The sequence below is a fragment of the Streptomyces sp. NBC_01537 genome (assembly GCF_045040445.1).
Classification (GTDB): Bacteria; Actinomycetota; Actinomycetes; order Streptomycetales; family Streptomycetaceae; genus Actinacidiphila.
Map to the genome: position 1 here is coordinate 1,710,721 of NZ_CP109392.1, position 16,615 is coordinate 1,727,335.

Sequence of the window (16,615 nt, forward strand, 5' to 3'; positions counted from 1 at the left end):
CTGCGCAACCCGGCGAACGTACGCGGCCACCGCACCAGGGCCTGCCTGGCAAGGCGGCGGAGGGAAGCGTCACGGCGCCTGGCAGATCCGTCAGAAGGGCCCTTGGGCCCAGCCGCGGCGGCCCGAGCGACCGGGCCGCGCTGTCCCGCCTGGCCTATCCTGTGGGCCTGCCCGGGCGGGTCCAGGCCGCCGGGCCGATGCCGAAGGAACCCGTTCCATGAGCCGAAGTGCCCCCGACGGTCCTGCTCCCAAGGGGCGGAGCCGACGCAACTTCGCGGGAGCACGCCCGGTGATGGACGACGTGGCACGGCTGGCCGGTGTCTCCAAGCAGACCGTCTCGCGGGTGCTCAACGACAATCCCGCCGTCCGCCCCGAGACCCGTGAGACGGTTCTGGAGGCCATGCGGTCGCTCGGCTACCGCCCGAGCCGCAGCGCCCGCTCCCTGGCCAGCGGCAGGACCAGGATGCTCGGTGTGATCTCCTCGGACGCGGCGCGCTACGGGCCAGCCTCCACCCTGACCGCGATCAACACCGCGGCGCAGGAGGCCGGTTACCTGGTGAGCTCGATCGCCCTGGACAGGGCGGACCGGGACACGGTGGTACGCGCCGTGGAACGGCTGTCCGCCGAGGGCGCGGACGGCGTGATCGCCATCGCCCCGCAGCAGCGGGTCGGCAGAGCGCTGGCGGAAGCCCGTCTCGACACCCCGCTGGTGGTGCTGGAGAGCGACCTCGGGGACGGCACTCCCCTGGTCACCGCGGACTCCCGGGCCGGTGCCCGCAAGGCCACCGAGCATCTGCTGCGGCTCGGCCACTCCACCGTCCGGCACATCGCCGGCCCGACCGGCTGGATCTCCGCCGACCGGCGCGTGGAGAGCTGGCGGGCCACCCTGCGGGCGGCCGGCGCGCAGGTCCACGACCCCCTGATCGGCGACTGGAGCGCCGACTCCGGCTACGATCTCGGCCGCCGCCTGGCGGCACGCCCCGACGTCACGGCGGTGTTCGCCTCCAACGACCAGATGGCACTCGGCGTGCTCCGCGCCTTCCACGAGGCCGGACGCCAGGTCCCCGGCGATGTCAGCGTCGTCGGCTACGACGACATCCCCGAGGCCGCCCACCTGCTTCCCCCGCTGACCACCGTACGCACCGACTTCGCCGAAATCGGCACCCGCTCCCTGCGGCTCCTCCTGGCCCGGATCGACAGCCCCGCCGAACCCCGGGCCGGGTACGTCGTACCCGTCGAACTCATCGTCCGCCGCAGCACCGGACCGGCGCCGAAGCGCTGAGTCAGCCGCCGGCCGGAGGCGATCTCCCCTCCGGCCATGGAGCCGATCTGGATCCAGGCCAGCGGCTTGGCGCGATCGGGGCGGACGGCGAGCTGTCCGGCGTTGCCCGTGGCGCCCAGGATCAGGACCCCGCGCCGGGCCGCAGGGTGACCCGGCGGCGCAGCGCGCCCCAGGACGACATGCCGGGGTTCATCGCCGCGGCCGCCGCGACCGACCGACCGCGTCGATGCCCGGGATCAGGGGCAGGACGCCATCGGAGGTGTAGCGGCTGCCGTTGGCGCCGGAGCGTAGCCATCGCGCAATTGCAAAATTTATCAATTCACTACATGCTGTTGCTTCCAGCCAGCCAGAAGACAGGGACGTACGCCCGGTGCCGGTACCGCTCTATCAGGTCCGCTCACTGCTCCCCTCCCGGGCCGACCTGGCGCTGATGGGCCGTAACCCACGCCGGGACCTGCTGGCCGGGCTGACGGTGGCGGTCGTGGCGCTGCCGCTCGCTCTCGGGTTCGGGATCTCCTCGGGGGCCGGGGCGGAGGCCGGGCTGGCGACGGCGGTGGTGGCCGGGGCGCTGGCGGCGGTCTTCGGGGGTTCGAATCTGCAGGTGTCGGGGCCGACCGGGGCGATGACGGTGGTCCTGGTGCCGATCGTCGCGCAGTACGGGACCGGCGGAGTGCTCGCGGTGGGCCTGCTGGCCGGGCTGATGATGATCGCCCTCGCCCTCGCTCGGGCAGGCCGCTACATGAGCTATGTCCCGGCGCCCGTCATCGAGGGGTTCACGCTGGGCATCGCGGGGGTGATCGGGCTTCAGCAGGTGCCCGCGGCACTGGGGGTGGCCAAGCCGGACGGTGCGAAGGTCGTGGTGATCGCCTGGCGCTCGGCCGGGGAGTTCGTACGGCAGCCGGACTGGACCGCGGCCGGCCTGACCGCCGGGGTGGTCGTGCTGATGCTGGCCGGAGCCCGCTGGAAGCCGACCGTACCGTTCTCGCTGGTCGCGGTGGCCGGGGCGACCCTCGCGGTGAAGGCGGCCCACCTGGACGCGGCACTGATCGGGCACCTGCCCTCCGGACTGCCCGCGCCGTCCCTGTCGTTCCTGCACCCGGCGAGCGTGCCGTCGCTGCTGGCCCCTGCGCTCGCGGTGGCGGCGCTGGCGGCACTGGAGTCGCTGATGTCGGCGAGCGCCGCGGACGCGATGAGCGTCGGGCAGCGGCACGACAGCGACAAGGAGCTGTTCGGACAGGGCCTGGCCAACCTGGCGGCCCCGCTGTTCGGTGGCGTCGCGGCCACCGGGGCCATCGCCCGTACGGCGGTCAACGTCCGGTCCGGGGCCGGGTCGCGGCTGGCCGCGCTCAGCCACGCCGCCGTGCTCGCGGTGATCGTCTTCGCCGCCGCCCCACTGGTGTCCGGCATCCCGCTGGCGGCGCTGGCCGGGGTGCTGATCGCCACCGCGATCCGGATGGTCGAGGTGGGCTCGCTGCGGGCGATGGCCCGCGCCACCCGTTCCGACGCGGTCATCCTGGTCCTCACCGCGGCCGCCACGCTCGCCCTGGACCTGGTCAAGGCGGTCCTCATCGGCATGGGCGTGGCCGGCGCGCTCGCTCTGCGGGCGGTGGCCCGGCAGGCACGGCTGGACCAGGTGCCGCTCGACCGGGGCGACCACAGCGAGGAGGAACACCGGCTGCTCACCGAGCACATCGTGGCGTACCGGATCGACGGGCCGCTGTTCTTCGCCGCCGCCCACCGCTTCCTGATGGAGCTGACCGAGGTCGCCGACGTCCGGGTCGTCATCCTGCGCATGTCCCGGGTCAGCACGCTCGACGCCACCGGGGCGCTGGTCCTCAAGGACGCCATCGGCAAACTGACCCGGCGCGGCATCATCGTCATGGCCTCCGGGATCCGGCCCGGCCAGCTGCGCACCCTGGACTCCCTGGGCGTCCTGGACCGGCTCCGCGCCGAAGGGCGGGTGTACGACAGCACGCCCGACGCGATCCGCGCCGCCCGCGCCCACCTGCATGTGGCGGGCGTCCTGCCGGATCCGGCAGATCCGGTCGTCCTCGCCAACCGTTGAGCGCGTCACCCGTCGCGCGCGGGAGGATGGCGGGGTGAGCACACCGCTGTACCAACTCAAGGCGGAATTCTTCAGGACACTCGGCCACCCGGCCCGGATCCGGGTGCTGGAGCTGCTCAGTGAGCGCGAGCACGCGGTCTCGGAGCTGCTCCCGCACGTCGGCCTGGAGCCGGCCTACCTCTCCCAGCAGCTCGCCGTGCTGCGCCGGGCGAATCTGGTCGTCTCCCGCAAGGAGGGCTCGGCCGTCTACTACTCCCTGACCAGTCCTCAGGTGGCGGAGCTGCTGCGCGTCGCCCGGGCGATCCTGTCCGGCGTCCTGGCGGGCCAGGCCGAACTGCTGGCGGACCTGCGGGCCGCGTCCCCGTCGGACGGGCCCCCGGACAGGATCTGAGCCCGCTCCTACACCTCGATGTCGTCCTCGATCCGGCGCAGTTGGTGGCGGGCCATGGCCAGGTTGGCGCGCACCCGGTCCAGTACGAGGTAGAGGAACAGCCCCTTGCCCGTCTTGCCGGCCAGCGGCCGGATCAGGTGGTACTGGCCGCCGAGCGTGATGAGGATGTCCTCGATCTGGTCCTGCAGGCCCAGCAGTTCCAGCGCGCGGATCTTGGCCCGTACGACCTCGGTGTTGCCCGCCGCGGCGATGGCGAGGTCCAGATCCTTGCCGCCGCCGAGGACTCCCAGGGCCATGCCGCTGGTGTAGTCGACGAGGGCGGCACCGCGCGCCCCCTCGATCAGCATCGCGTCCTTCAGTGCCACGTCCGTACTCGCCATGGACTCTTGTCCTCTCGTCGCTTCGCGATCGTGTTCCCTCGCTTGGCGACCCTAGGGACGACGTGAGTTTCCCCTGTAGGGAATTGAAGAAGTCTTCAATAATGACCGAGTCGTGCGACCGGCCGGATCACTTCTGCGCGTGCTGGCCCAGGTAGAAGAGCAGCATGACGAACCCGGCGAAGACATGTGTCGCGAAGACATAGATCATGACCCTCAGCAGCACCGCCCGCTGTTTGTACTTCTCGGTGCCCGCACCCGTGCTCGCGGGCACCTCCCCGACCTCCCCGCCCTGCTCGCTCACGCCCGGTCCCCCGCCACTTCGGTCCGCGTCTGCTGGAGCTCGGCGAGCAGGTCCTGCTGGCCGGACAGCAGGACGGTCAGGATCCGCCGTGCGGCCCGCAGCAGCTCGTTCACATCCCCGCCCGCCAGCTCGTACATCACCGTCGATCCGGTGCGGGTGGCGGTGACGATGCCGGAGCGGCGCAGCACCGCCAGCTGCTGGGACAGATTCGACGGCTCGACCTCGATCGCCGCCAGCAGGTCCCGTACCGGCATCGGCCCGTCCTGCAGCAGCTCCAGGACCCGGATGCGCACCGGGTGGCCCAGCATCCGGAAGAATTCCGCCTTGGCCTGGTATAGCGGAACCTGCACTCCGACCACTCCGCACTCCCTCGGTCTGGCAAATTGAAGAACTCTTCAAGCCTAGACCATGCGGCCGACCGGTCGAACATCGGGGAAGTCCTGCTCGGCCCAGATGATCTTGCCTGCCGGGGTGTAGCGGGTGCCCCAGCGGCGGGTCAGCTGGGCGACGAGGAAGAGCCCGCGCCCGCCCTCGTCGGTGGTGCGGGCGTGGCGCAGGCGCGGAGAGGTGCTGCTGGCGTCGGACACCTCGCAGATCAGGATGTCGTGCCGGATCATGCGCAGCCTGATGGGTCCGCTGGCGTGCCGGATGGCGTTGGTGACCAGCTCGCTGACGATCAGTTCGGTGGTCATCATCAGGTCGTCGAGTCCCCACTCCCCCAGCTGGCGGACGGCCATCGCCCTGGCGCTCGCGACGACCGCCGGATCCGCCGCCAGGTCCCACGAGACGACCCGGTTCGCGCCCAGGGCGTGCGGACGGGCGACCAGCAGTGCGACGTCGTCGCTCTGCGGGCCGGTCAGCAGGTTGTCCACCACGGCGGAGCAGAGCTCCTCCAGGGGCATGCCGGGCTGCGCCAGTACGTCGCTCAGCCGGCCCAGCCCGACGTCGATGTCCTGGTCGGTGGTCTCGATGAGGCCGTCGGTGTAGAGGGCGATCAGGCTTCCCTCGGGAAGCTCCAGCTCCGCCGACTCGAACGGCAGCGACCCCAGGCCCAGTGGGGGCCCCGCCGGGAGGTCGGGGAAGGAGACGGTGCCGTCGGGGCCGACGACAGCGGGTGGCGGATGCCCGGCCCGGGCCATCGTGCACCGCTGGGTGACCGGGTCGTAGACCGCGTAGAGGCAGGTGGCGCCCAGGACCGCGGTGGCGATCGGCTCGTCGTCGCCCTTCTCCTCGGCGAGGCGGATCACGAGGTCGTCCAGGTGCGCCAGCAGCTCGTCGGGGGGCAGGTCCATGTCGGCGAGCGTCTGCACGGCGGTGCGCAGCCTTCCCATGGTGGCGGCGGCGTTGATGCCGTGCCCGACGACGTCGCCGACGACCAGCGCGACCCGGGCGCCGGACAGCTGGATCACGTCGAACCAGTCGCCGCCCACGCCCTGCCGCGCGTCGGTCGGCAGATAGCGCGAGGCGACCTCCATGGCCGTCCCGCCGGTCAGGTCGTGCGGGAGCAGGCTGCGCTGCAGGGCCAGCGCGGCGGCGTGCTCACGGGTGTAGCGGCGGGCGTTCTCCACCCACACGGCGGCCCGGTTGACGAGTTCCTCGGCGAGCAGCAGATCGTCCGCCTCGAAGGGCTGCGGGTGCTCCTCGCGGACGAAGGTCGCCACGCCCAGGACGGTGCCCCGCGCGGCCAGCGGTACCCACATCATGGAGTGCATCCCGTACTCGGCGATGCTCCTGGCCCGCGCGGGGTCCTCGGCGATCCAGTCGGCGCCGTCGACGTCCAGCCGCGCTTCCAGAATGGAGGCGCCGTCGGCCATGGACCGGAAGTACGGCGAGGACGCGGGTGCGCCGGTCAGGTCTCCGGTCGCCGTCACCGACTCCGGGGTGCCCTCGTGGATCGACTTCTGCCCGGCGCGCCGCAACAGGCGCACGCTGCCGAGCGGGCCCGAGCCCGGCTCCTCCCCCTGCAGGACCGACTCCAGCAGGTCGACGGTCACAAAGTCGGCGAGCCGCGGCACCACGAAGTCGGCCAGTTCCTGGGCGGTCCGCATCACGTCCAGGGTGCTGCCGATACTCGCGCTGGCCTCGCCGAACAGGACCAGTCGCTCCCGGGCCCGCCATCGGTCGGTGACGTCCATCCCCATGTAGCACACGCCCATGGTGTTGCCGTCCGGATCGTCGAGCCGGAAGAAGGAGGTGGAGTACGCATGCTCCCGGTGCGGGTCCGCCCAGGTCCAGCCGGTGTACTCGTAGTCGATCACCGGCACGCCCGTCTCCAGCACCTGCCGCATCTTCGCTTCGAGGGCGTTGGTGTTGAGGCCGGGCAGTGAGTCGCTCATCCTGCGGCCCAGCCGCTCCGAGCGCGGCACCCCGCCGTATCGCTCCAGGGTGTCGTTCATCCAGACGTACCGCAGGTCCGGGCTCAGCACGGCCATGCCCAGTGGGGAGCGGGTGAGAAAGCCCTCCAGCACCGACCCGCTCACCGCCCAGGACGGGCTTTTCGTCAGATCGATGGCCGAGACCAGCCAGGCCTTGCGGTCCTCGGTGTCGGACATGGCGCAGACCCGCAGCCCCACGTCGACCCGCCGGCCGTCCCGGTGCCGGGCGCCCACCAGCCCGCCCCAGCTGTCCCGCGACCGGCACTCGTCGACGATGGCCGCCGCCCGTGAGGCGTCCTCGGGCCCCGCCAGCAGCAGGGCGGCCGGGCGGTCCAGGATCTCAGCCGCCGGGTACCCCAGCAGTCGCTCGGCGGCCCCGGTCCAGCCGATGACCGTGCCCTGGGCGTCGATCACTGCCGCGGCGGCGTTCGCCATGTCGAACGGCCCGTACGTTCCGTTCGGTGTGGCCTCCGCAGGGAACATCATCGCGGCCGTCCAATCTGGCGGATGGCATATCTCTCATATTATGACTTGGTACCCCTCCGGACCGGTTGTGGCTAGGGCCTGTCTTGTGGATCTCCGTGGGAGAAGGAGCGGGGTCTGGCGCCTGCGGTCGCAAGGCGGAGGAGGGAGGCAACGCGGAGCGTTGTCGACCGACGACAACGCGGCGAGCGTTGGTGCCAGGGCACGCGACGCCGCGGAGATCCACAAGACAGGCCCTAGGCCTGGGCCTCACCGGTGGTCAGCCGGGCGACCATGAGAGCGACCATGATGATCGCCCCGTAGATCGCCTGGATCCAGAAGGACGACACCTGGGCCAGGGTGAGCAGGTTCTCCAGCAGCCCCAGCAGCAGGACACCGAGCAGGGCGCCCGTCAGGGAGCCCTTGCCGCCGCGCAGGCTGATGCCGCCGATGACGGCGGCCGCGAAGACGGTGAAGATCATGCCCTGTCCCTGGTTGGCGTTGACCGCCCCGACGCGCCCCGCGATCACCAGGCCCGCCACGGCAGCCAGCGTGCCGCCGATGACCAGGACGCCCCAGGCGACCCGGTCCACCCGGATGCCCGCCGCCCTGGCCGCCGGCGCGTTGCCGCCCACCGCGTACACCGCACGCCCCAGCCGGTGGTAGCGCAGCACCCACCCGGCGACGGCGAAGCAGAGCCCGGTCACCCATACGGAGACCGGCACGCCGAGCCAGCTGTCCGACCCGAGGGCGAAGAAGGCCGCCGGGGCGTCGAACAGGGTCTTGCCCGAGACCATCCCGACCAGGACCCCGCGCAGCACGATGTTCATCGCGAGGGTGACGATGAAGCCGTTGAGCTGGAGCTTCACGATCAGCAGGCCGTTTACGGCCCCGATGAGCGCGCCGGTCAGCGGGATGAGCAGCAGTCCGAGCCAGGAGGGCAGCTGTGTCCCGAAGCCCGCCGACGAGGCCGGAATGACGACCATGAGGCCGAGGGCGGGGGCCAGGCCCGCGATGGACTCCAGCGAGAGGTCCATGTTGCCGCTGATCAGGATCATCGCCTCCGCGAGCACCAGCAGCCCGAGGGCCGAGGACGCGCTCAGCACGTTCAGCAGGTTGTCCCGGTGGAGGAAGTTGTCGTTGCCGACCGCGCCGATGACCAGCAGCAGAACCAGCGCGGGAAGCAGCGCCAGGTCACGGGTCCTGGCGAGGACGAGCGACCGGGTGTCATTCATCGCTGAGGGTGACCCCTTCGATGGAGGCGACCAGTTGGTGATCGGTCCAGCCCGCCGCGTACTCGCCGGTGACGGCGCCCTTGAACATGACCAGGACCCGGTCGCAGCGACGCAGGTCCGCCAGTTCGTCGGAGACGAGGAGGGCCGCGCGTCCGGCCGCGCGGGACCGGTCGATGAAGGAGAGCAGGGACCGTTTGGACTTCACGTCGACGCCGGCCGTCGGGTTGATGAGCACCAGCACGTCAGGGGCGGTGGCCAGCGCGCGCGCCACCACGACCTTCTGCTGGTTGCCGCCCGACAGGCCGCTGACCGGCTGGTCCGGGCCGTCCGTCCTGATGTCGAGATCGCCGATCGCCCGGCGGGCGAAGGCGTTGCGGGCCCTGGTGGAGATCACCCCCAGCCGCCCGAGCCGGTCCGTGATGGTCATCGAGGCGTTCTCGGCGACCGACAGCTCCGGCACCAGGCCCTCGTAGTGGCGGTCCCGGGGCACGCAGCCGACCCCCGCCGCGAGCGCCGAGGGGACGCTGCCGAGCCGGACGGGGCGGCCGAGCACCTCGATCCGGCCGCTGTCCGGGCGGTACAGCCCGGCCAGTGCCTCGGCGACCTGATGGCTGCCGGAGCCCGCGAGCCCGGTCAGGCCCACGGCCTCACCCGCACGGATGGTGAGGCTCACATCGGTGAAGTGCGGGCCGCTCAGCCGGTCCACCCGCACCACGAGGGGTGCGTCCGCCGGCGGGGCGCCGATGGCGTCGGGGTCGGCCGCTGTGCCCCGCTCCCCCGTCATCGCCTCGATGAGATCGCCGCGGCGCAGCCCGCCGACCGGCGCGGTGGTGATCCTGCGGGCGTCCCGGAAGACGGTGACGGCCTGGCAGACCGCGTAGACCTCCTCCAGGTGGTGCGAGATGAACAGGAAGGTGACTCCGGCCTTCTCCAGCCGCCGCATGTGGGTGAACAGGCGCTCGATGGCCCTGCTGTCCAGCTGGGCGGTCGGTTCGTCCAGGACGATGAACCGGGTGCCCCGGGAGAGCGCCCTGGCGATCTCCACCATCTTGGTGTCCTCGACGCCGAGCGCCCCGGCCGGAGCGTTCTCGTCGACGGGCACGCCCCACTCGTCCAGTACCTCGCGGGCGGCGCGGCGCATCCGCCGCCAGCTGATCGCCCGGCCGCGTCCGGCCGGGTAGCGGTTGACGAAGAGGTTCTCCGCGACGGTGAGATCCCTGAAGACCGTGGGGTGCTGGTAGACGCAGGCGACGCGACGCTGCCAGGCCTCCCGGTCCGCGAGGTCCGGCGCGCGTTCGCCGTCGAAGCGGACCGTCCCGCTGTCGGGCCGCTGGATTCCGGTCAGGATCGCCACCAGGGTGGATTTCCCGGCCCCGTTGCGGCCGACCAGGGCGTGCGACTCACCGGACCGGATGGTGATGCCCGCATCCCGCAGGGCCACGGTGGGCCCGAAGCGCTTGGTGATGCCGAGCGCCTCGGCCACCGGACGCGGGCCCGTGGCGTTCACGACGTCTTGCCGATCTGGTTGCCCCACAGAGCCGTGTCATCGACATTGGCCTTGGTCACCAGCGGTGCCGGGAGCTCGTCCTCCAGGATTCCGCCCGGCAGTCTGACAATGGTGCTGCCGTGGTCGGTCGGGCCCGGGTGGAAGGTCTCGCCGGCCATCGCCCGCTTGATGTAGTACATGCCGTACTTCGCGTAGAGATCCGCGGGCTGGGAGACGGTCGCGTCGATCAGGCCCTTGCGGATCGCGTCGAGCTCCTGCGGGATGCCGTCGTTGGAGACGATCACGATGTGCCTGGGGTCGCCGGCCGCGCGCAGCGCGTTGTGCCGTCTGAGGGTGCTCAGTGTGGGCGCCAGGTACACACCGCCGGCCTGCATGTAGATGGCCCTGATATCGGGATTGGCCGTGTACAGCGCCTCCAGGCCGGCCGCCGCCTTGTCGGCCTGCCAGCCGGCCGGGATCTCCAGCACCTTGACGCGGGGGTAGTTCTTCTTCATGCACGCGCTGAACGCGTCCGAGCGGTCCCGGCCGTTGACCGAGGCCAGGTCGCCCTGGATCTGCACCACCTTGCCCGTCTTCACCGCGCCGCCGATCTGTTTGCAGGCCTTCTCGCCGTAGGCGCGGTTGTCGGCCCTGACCACCATCGCGACCTTGCCCTTGTCCGGCGCCACGTCGACCGCGACCACCGGCACGCCCTTGCGCTGGGCGGCGTTCAGACCCGCGGTGATCGCCGCCGAGTCGAGCGGGGACACGACCAGGCCCTTGACGTCCTGGGTCAGCAGGTTGTTGATGTCGGTGATCTGTTTGCTCGGATCGGAGTTGGAGTTCACCGTCGGGAGCGTGTCGACGCCCTGCGCGGCGGCCTGCCGGGGCACATACCTGTTGTACGACTCCCAGAACGGCGAGGTGAGCAGCGGCAGCACCACACCGACCTTGCCCGATGCGGTCCCGGCATTGCCCTGGCCGCCGTCGCCGCACGCAGTGGCGGCGACGGCGAGCCCGCACCCGAGTGCGAGGGATGTGGCGACGGCGGCGATGCGCTTCATGGTGCCAGGGCCCTTCTGGTGATGTCCGTGGGAGAAGGAGCGGGGGTCTGGCGCCGGCCGCCCGAAGGGCGGGCCCCACGGCGTCTGGTGCGTGCGATCGCAAGGCGGAGGATCGCCCTCGTAGTGGGCTGCTCGGGCGACTCCGACCACGCAGCGAGCGCGCGCCCGCCGCGCCAGCGGCTGATGTCACTGCGGCGTCGTGGGGCAGACGGGATTTGTCAGACACGGCCTGGCCCTTCCCGGGGCAGCCGGATGCCTTCCATTCCCCCGTCCACCGCGAGCGCTGTCCCGGTGGTGGCGCCGGCCAGCGGTCCGGCGAGGTAGGCGATGGCGTCCGCGACCTGCTGGGCGGTCACCAGACGGCCGCTGGGCTGGCGGGCGCTGAGGGCGGCACGCTCGGCCTCCGGGTCGTCGGCCTGTTCGGCCAGCCGGCGGACCCATGGGGTGTCCACGGTCCCCGGGTTCACGCAGTTGACCCGGATGCCCTCACCGATGTGGTCGGCCGCCATCGCCAGGGTCAGTGCGAACACGGCTCCCTTGCTGGCCGCGTACAGCGCCCGCTGCGGCAGCCCGGTGGCCGCCGCGACCGAACAGGTGTTGACGATCGCCGCGTTCGAGGAGCGGCGCAGATGCGGCAGGGCCGTCCGGCTGGTGCGGACGATGCCCAGCACATTGATGTCCAGCACGTGGTGCCACTCCTCGTCCGGGTTGTCCTCGACGGTGCCCCGGGCGCCGATCCCCGCGTTGTTGACCAGGACGTCCAGGCCTCCGAGCTCCTCGACCGCCCGGCCGACAGCGGCGGCGACCGATGCGGTGTCCCCGACATCGGCCCGGATCGCGTACACGGGCCCGGGATCCCGGTCGACGTCGAGGTCGACGTCGAGGACCGCCACGCGGGCACCGCGGGCCACCAGGGTCCGGGCGGTGGCCAGGCCGATACCGGACGCCCCGCCCGTCACGATGGCGGACAGCCCCTCGAACTCCCGCGCGTTCATACCGGAGGCCGCTCGCTGAATCCCGGGGTGGCTCGCAGCCGTGTCTCGCGCCGCGCCTTCGTCGCCTTCATCAGAGATATCCGATGCGTCTCGGGGCCGACTGCACAACTTCACAAATCAGTATATAGGTCCGTGACCGGAAGCGAGAGGTCAGGCGGTCGAATGCGGTTACGGTGTGTCGCCCGGCGAAAGGGCAGGGATTGAGTCAGAGCCGGGAATCGGGAAACAATGAAATCAGTTTTCGAACTGACGAATTCCGCATTCCTTCGCATCAGCGGTCACATTATTGACGGCGGCATTGAATACGCCACGCAGCGGCCTCAGCGCAGGGTCTTGATCTGGGCGGAGGTGAGGGCCTGGTCGAAGACCCGCACGTCCTTGATGGCACCGGGGAAGAAGTCGCTGGCCTGGCCCTGGTAGGTGGCGCGTCCGATCATGAGGGCACCGGGGGCGTCGACGGGGTCGGTGTCGCCGATGGCGCCCTGCTGGACGCCGTCGACATACAGGCGTAACCGGCCGTCGGCCGCGTCGCAGACGCCCGCCAGGTGCGTCCAGGTGTCCGCGGAGGGAAGGGTGTACGACAGCGCGCGGACGCCCGGGCGGGCGAAGGCCCACCGCTGTTCGGCGGAGGAGTACTGGAGGTAGAAGCCACTGGCGGTCGTGGCGTCCTGGCTGACGGCGGTGGCGAAGCCGTCGGGTACGGCGGACAGACAGACCCAGGCCGCGACGGTGAAACTCTGGCCGCTGCCGGTGGCGAGCACCGGGCCCTCGGTGATGATCTGGCTGCTGACACCGTTGAACTGGGCGGCACCGTCCTTGCCCAGCCCCCACCCGACCCCGCTGGCGGTGCCGTCGTGGTAGCCCACGGTGTCCGCGGCGGAGGTGCCGGAGGTTTCGCTGAGCGGCCAGGCACCGAGCGGTGCCGGTAAGGACACCCCGGACGACCGGGACGGGGAGGACGAGGGCGAGGGCGAGGATCCGCTCGCGTTCGCCGTGGATCCGGTGAGGCGCAGAGCGACGGTGCCGCCCGCGGCGGCGACAGCGGCGGCGAGTCCCGAGAGCAGCAGGACCCGCCGGGTACGGCCGCCGGGTGCCGCCGCAGTGCCGGGCCGCGTCGGCGGCTGCCTCGGCGGTTGCGGGGTGTCGGGCGCGAACGCCCGGGTGTGGCCGACGGCGGGCATCCAGTGGCGGGTGTCCGTCACCCGGCCGGCGCCGGGGGCGGCCGCGGCAAGGACTTCGCGCGGCGTGGGGCGGCGGCCCGGGTCCTTGGCCAGGCAGGCCGCGATCAGGGCGTACAGGCCCGGTTCGGTGACCGTTCGGATGTCGGGCTCGCTGTGGACCACGCGGTACAGCAGCGCGGGGGTCGGTCCCTCGCCGAAGGGGTTGGCACCGGTCGCCGCGTACGCCAGGACCGCGCCTAGGGCGAAGATGTCGCTCGCCGGGGTGACGCCACCGCCGTTGATCTGCTCGGGCGACATGTAGCCCGGGGAGCCGACCATGAGCCCGGTTTTGGTGATCGAGCTGACCTCAAGGCCGCGGGCGATCCCGAAGTCGATGACCCGGGGTCCGTCCTCGGCGAGCAGCACGTTGGACGGCTTGAGGTCGCGATGGACGAGGCCCACCGCGTGGATGGACATCAGCGCCTCGGCCAGCCCGGCCGCCAGGGCCAGTACGACGTGCGCGGGCGGCGGTCCGTGGTCGGCGACCGCCTGCTGGAGTGACGGCCCGGCGATGTAGCTGGTGACCAGCCACGGCAGGGGCGCGTCCGGGTCCGCGTCGATGACCGGGGCGGTGAACGCCCCGCTGACCTGACGGGCCGCCTGCACCTCGCGGCGGAAGCGGGAGCGGAACTCCGGCCGGCGGACCAGCTCGGCGTGCACCACCTTGACCGCGACCGCCCGCCCACCCGGCGACCGTCCGAGGAAGACCCGGCCCATACCGCCCACGCCCAGGCGCCCCAGCAACTGGTAGGTCCCGACGGAAAGCGGGTCCTCCGGCTCCAGCGCTGCCACAATCCCTCCCGACGCCTCAGCCCCCGCAGCCCCTCCGGGCACGCACAGCATAGGGGGCCACAGACCCCATCGGAGGCCGAACTCCCGTGCTAATAAAGGAATTTGATGGAACGTCAGGTTTCGCGCAGATCGCGTCGAAAGACGGCCATGGCCTGGCCCGGGCCGTTGTAGTCATCGACGATCTCCACCTCGAAGCCGAGGCGGCGATGGAACGCGATCGAGCCGGTGTTCCCCACCGACGTGATCGCTTTCAGCCGCACGCCGCCCTCGCGACGCGCCGCCTCGGCGAACGCCTCGTACAGGCGGCGCCCGAGACCGGAGCCGCGGGCATCGTCCCGGGTCGCGACCAGATGCACATACCCGGTGCCGGCCGGGGTCACGAACCCGAAGACGTACCCGCGGATCCCGTCCCCGGCCCGGGCGACCAGACACGTCGAACCGAACTCCTGCACCAGCGCCGTCAGGTGCAGGGACCGGAGGTCGCGTTCGCCCCAGTAGCGAGGGTGATCGGCAAGGACCCGGCGCAGGTCGGCCAGTCCGGCCGGCTCGATCTGTACAGGCATGTCACAGGGGCTTTCTGGCGACCGCCCCGTACATGGCGATGTCCTCGTCCCTGATGGCCTCGGCGCCGCTGCCGGCGCCGTCCGGGCGCCACTTGTGGACCTGGGCCACCCCGGGGCCGGCCAGCTCAAGACCCTCGAAGAACTCCTCGGCCTCGGCCTCGGTGCGCAGCCGCATGGGCATGCCACGGGCGGCGTACTCGCGGGCGACCCGGCCGACCTCGTCGGGGGCGAAGTCGGCGGTGCCGATGGACATCGCGAGGTAGCTGCCAGGGGGCAGCGGCTCCAGCAGGCGGCGGACGATGCCGACGGCGTCGTCCTCGTCCAGGACGAAGTGGACGATGGCGATCACCGTCAGACCCACCGGCTTGCCGAGGTCCAGGGTCTCCCGCAGCTCCGGGGCGGCGAGGATGGCGGCCGGGTCCCGCATGTCGGCCTCGACGTAGGCGGTCCTGCCCTCGGGGGTGCTGGCGAGCAGGCCCTGGGAGAGGGTGAGGACGATGGGGTCGTTGTCCACGTAGACGATCCGGGAGTCGGGGGCGACCGCCTGGGCTATCTCATGGAGGTTGGGCGAGGTGGGGATGCCGGTGCCGATGTCGAGGAACTGCCGGATGCCGGCCTCCTCGGCCAGGTAGCGCACGGCCCGGTGCATGAAGTCACGGTTGGCCCGCATGTGGACCGGCAGGGCCGGCCACTCGGCGGTCATGGCGTCGCCGGCCTCCTTGTCGGCCGGGTAGTAGTCCTTGCCGCCGATGATGTAGTCGTAGATGCGCGCGGAATGCGCGCTCTGGGTGTCGATGCGGTCGGCCGACCAGCCGTTCTCGTGCAACGCGGTCCCTCCATCGGGTAATTGGTTCGTCATGAGCTGTCCAGGGTCAGGAATCAGCAGAGGAAGTCGGCGGCACCGGCTTTGATGCCGTCGACGAAAGAGGTCATCGCCCCGGGCGGGAAGACCAGGGCCGGGCCGTCCGGATCGGTGGACTGACGCAGCGCCACCCGGCCGTCGTTGAGCTTCTTCGCCTCCACGCAGGCGCCACCGGCGTCGTCGCTCCAGGGCTTGCGCCAGCCCTTGGCGCCCAGATCGGTGGAGGGCATGCCGTTGCGTATGTGGTGGTGCACTCACAGCTCCTTGCGAATCGCGCCGAGAAGTTCCTCGGTCTTCCTGGCCGGTACCGACTGGGCGCCCAGCCGGTCCAGCGCCTCGCGGTACACAAGGACGTCCTCGTCCTTGTCGAGGTAGACCGCGCCGACCATGCCGTTGAGATAGACGATGTCGGGGAGTTCGCGGGCCTTGAACCGGAAGAGGTGGAAGGCCCCGGCCCGCATCGCCGGATGCGGGCCGTTCCTGAACGGCATGATCTGCAGCGTCACATGGGGCAGCGCGCTTACCGCGATCAGGTGGTCGATCTGGGCGCGCATCACCTCGGCGCCGCCGACCGGCCACCGCAGCACCGTCTCGTCCATCACCACCCACAGCCGGGGCGGGTTCTGACGGTGCAGCAGTTCCTGCCGCTGCATCCGCAGCGCGACCATCCGCTCGGTGGCCCCGTCCGACGCGTGCGGGTTCCCGGCGGTGAGCAGGGCCCGTGCGTACTCCTGGGTCTGCAGCAGGCCGTGGACGAACTGCGGCTCGTAGGCCCGGATCTGCAGCGCCGCCCGTTCCAGGCTCAGATACGCGGCGAACCAGTCCGGCATCACATCGCGGTAGTTGTGCCACCAGCCGCGCTTGTTGGCCTCGCGGACCGACTGCAGGAAGGTGTCGATCTCGTTCTGGTCCGTGATCCCGTACGTACGGAGCAGCTTCTCGACCTCGGCCAGCCTGAGCCGGGCCACCTTGGCGGCCTCCATCCGGCGCAGCGTCGAGTGGCTCACCCCGATGGCCTCGGCAGCCTGTTCGAAGCTCAGTCCGGCGCGGGTGCGCAGCTCTTCGAGCTGCCTCCCGAGGATCATGCGCAGGACGGTCGGAGCGTCGCCCCAGGCGGTCTCCACACTCACGTCCTGCCTCCT

At 71.4% G+C, this 16,615-nt stretch carries 16 protein-coding genes; 3 read left to right on the forward strand and 13 right to left on the reverse strand.

Annotated features, from left to right (window positions below; translation table 11 throughout):
• Positions 1–217 precede the first annotated feature (217 nt).
• The 3 genes from OG607_RS07995 to OG607_RS08005 all read left to right on the forward strand — a co-directional run bounded on the left by OG607_RS07995 (position 218) and on the right by OG607_RS08005 (position 3,738).
• A complete protein-coding gene (locus OG607_RS07995) occupies positions 218–1,282 on the forward strand; it encodes a LacI family DNA-binding transcriptional regulator (protein ID WP_405720457.1) in 1,065 nt (354 codons plus the stop codon).
• Between the two features lie 430 nt (positions 1,283–1,712).
• Positions 1,713–3,347: a SulP family inorganic anion transporter gene (locus tag OG607_RS08000; RefSeq protein ID WP_405736621.1), complete on the forward strand. Its 1,635-nt coding sequence runs from the start codon at positions 1,713–1,715 to the stop codon at positions 3,345–3,347.
• A 34-nt stretch (positions 3,348–3,381) separates the two neighbouring features.
• Positions 3,382–3,738, forward strand: a complete 357-nt coding sequence (locus OG607_RS08005; protein ID WP_405720459.1) for an ArsR/SmtB family transcription factor — start codon at positions 3,382–3,384, stop codon at positions 3,736–3,738.
• A gap of 8 nt (positions 3,739–3,746) precedes the next feature.
• On the opposite strand, the gene OG607_RS08010 is transcribed toward OG607_RS08005, so the two are convergent.
• From OG607_RS08010 to OG607_RS08070, 13 genes are all read right to left on the reverse strand, one after another.
• On the reverse strand, positions 3,747–4,118 hold the full coding sequence (locus OG607_RS08010; RefSeq protein WP_405720461.1) for a hypothetical protein: 372 nt from the start codon (positions 4,116–4,118) through the stop codon (positions 3,747–3,749).
• A gap of 127 nt (positions 4,119–4,245) precedes the next feature.
• Positions 4,246–4,419 (reverse strand): DUF6126 family protein, encoded by a 174-nt coding sequence (locus tag OG607_RS08015; protein ID WP_405720464.1) that lies wholly within the window; start codon positions 4,417–4,419, stop codon positions 4,246–4,248.
• Entirely contained in the window at positions 4,416–4,769 is a 354-nt protein-coding gene (locus OG607_RS08020) for an ArsR/SmtB family transcription factor (RefSeq protein ID WP_405720467.1), read from the reverse strand. The genes OG607_RS08015 and OG607_RS08020 overlap by 4 nt, the downstream gene beginning before the upstream one ends.
• A 51-nt stretch (positions 4,770–4,820) precedes the next feature.
• Positions 4,821–7,280, reverse strand: coding sequence for a SpoIIE family protein phosphatase (locus OG607_RS08025; protein WP_405720469.1), 2,460 nt, complete (start codon positions 7,278–7,280; stop codon positions 4,821–4,823).
• Between the two features lie 233 nt (positions 7,281–7,513).
• Entirely contained in the window at positions 7,514–8,491 is a 978-nt protein-coding gene (locus OG607_RS08030; RefSeq protein ID WP_405720472.1) for an ABC transporter permease, read from the reverse strand.
• Positions 8,484–9,998, reverse strand: coding sequence for a sugar ABC transporter ATP-binding protein (locus OG607_RS08035; RefSeq protein ID WP_405720475.1), 1,515 nt, complete (start codon positions 9,996–9,998; stop codon positions 8,484–8,486). Before OG607_RS08035 ends, OG607_RS08030 begins: the two co-directional genes overlap by 8 nt.
• Positions 9,995–11,041: a sugar ABC transporter substrate-binding protein gene (locus tag OG607_RS08040; protein ID WP_405720477.1), complete on the reverse strand. Its 1,047-nt coding sequence runs from the start codon at positions 11,039–11,041 to the stop codon at positions 9,995–9,997. Before OG607_RS08040 ends, OG607_RS08035 begins: the two co-directional genes overlap by 4 nt.
• Before the next feature lie 218 nt (positions 11,042–11,259).
• Positions 11,260–12,036 (reverse strand): SDR family NAD(P)-dependent oxidoreductase, encoded by a 777-nt coding sequence (locus OG607_RS08045; protein ID WP_405720480.1) that lies wholly within the window; start codon positions 12,034–12,036, stop codon positions 11,260–11,262.
• 320 nt (positions 12,037–12,356) lie between these two features.
• Positions 12,357–14,048, reverse strand: coding sequence for a protein kinase domain-containing protein (locus OG607_RS08050; RefSeq protein ID WP_405720483.1), 1,692 nt, complete (start codon positions 14,046–14,048; stop codon positions 12,357–12,359).
• A gap of 113 nt (positions 14,049–14,161) precedes the next feature.
• Entirely contained in the window at positions 14,162–14,611 is a 450-nt protein-coding gene (locus tag OG607_RS08055; protein WP_405720486.1) for a GNAT family N-acetyltransferase, read from the reverse strand.
• Position 14,612: 1 nt separating this feature from the next.
• The gene (locus OG607_RS08060) at positions 14,613–15,437 is read right to left on the reverse strand and encodes an SAM-dependent methyltransferase (protein ID WP_405720489.1); all 825 of its coding nucleotides are present in this window, start codon (positions 15,435–15,437) and stop codon (positions 14,613–14,615) included.
• 53 nt (positions 15,438–15,490) lie between these two features.
• Entirely contained in the window at positions 15,491–15,703 is a 213-nt protein-coding gene (locus OG607_RS08065; protein WP_405736624.1) for a DUF397 domain-containing protein, read from the reverse strand.
• Between the two features lie 24 nt (positions 15,704–15,727).
• Entirely contained in the window at positions 15,728–16,603 is an 876-nt protein-coding gene (locus OG607_RS08070; RefSeq protein WP_405720492.1) for a helix-turn-helix domain-containing protein, read from the reverse strand.
• Positions 16,604–16,615 lie beyond the last annotated feature (12 nt).

Coding starts and splice junctions, on each gene's coding strand:
- OG607_RS08000 (WP_405736621.1), top strand. CDS start 1,713: ATGGGCCGTAACCCACGCCGGGACCTGCTGGCCGGGCTGACGGTGGCG.
- OG607_RS08010 (WP_405720461.1), bottom strand. CDS start 4,118: ATGGCGAGTACGGACGTGGCACTGAAGGACGCGATGCTGATCGAGGGG.
- OG607_RS08030 (WP_405720472.1), bottom strand. CDS start 8,491: ATGAATGACACCCGGTCGCTCGTCCTCGCCAGGACCCGTGACCTGGCG.
- OG607_RS08025 (WP_405720469.1), bottom strand. CDS start 7,280: ATGATGTTCCCTGCGGAGGCCACACCGAACGGAACGTACGGGCCGTTC.
- OG607_RS08055 (WP_405720486.1), bottom strand. CDS start 14,611: ATGCCTGTACAGATCGAGCCGGCCGGACTGGCCGACCTGCGCCGGGTC.
- OG607_RS08065 (WP_405736624.1), bottom strand. CDS start 15,703: ATGCCCTCCACCGATCTGGGCGCCAAGGGCTGGCGCAAGCCCTGGAGC.
- OG607_RS08045 (WP_405720480.1), bottom strand. CDS start 12,036: ATGAACGCGCGGGAGTTCGAGGGGCTGTCCGCCATCGTGACGGGCGGG.
- OG607_RS07995 (WP_405720457.1), top strand. CDS start 218: ATGAGCCGAAGTGCCCCCGACGGTCCTGCTCCCAAGGGGCGGAGCCGA.
- OG607_RS08040 (WP_405720477.1), bottom strand. CDS start 11,041: ATGAAGCGCATCGCCGCCGTCGCCACATCCCTCGCACTCGGGTGCGGG.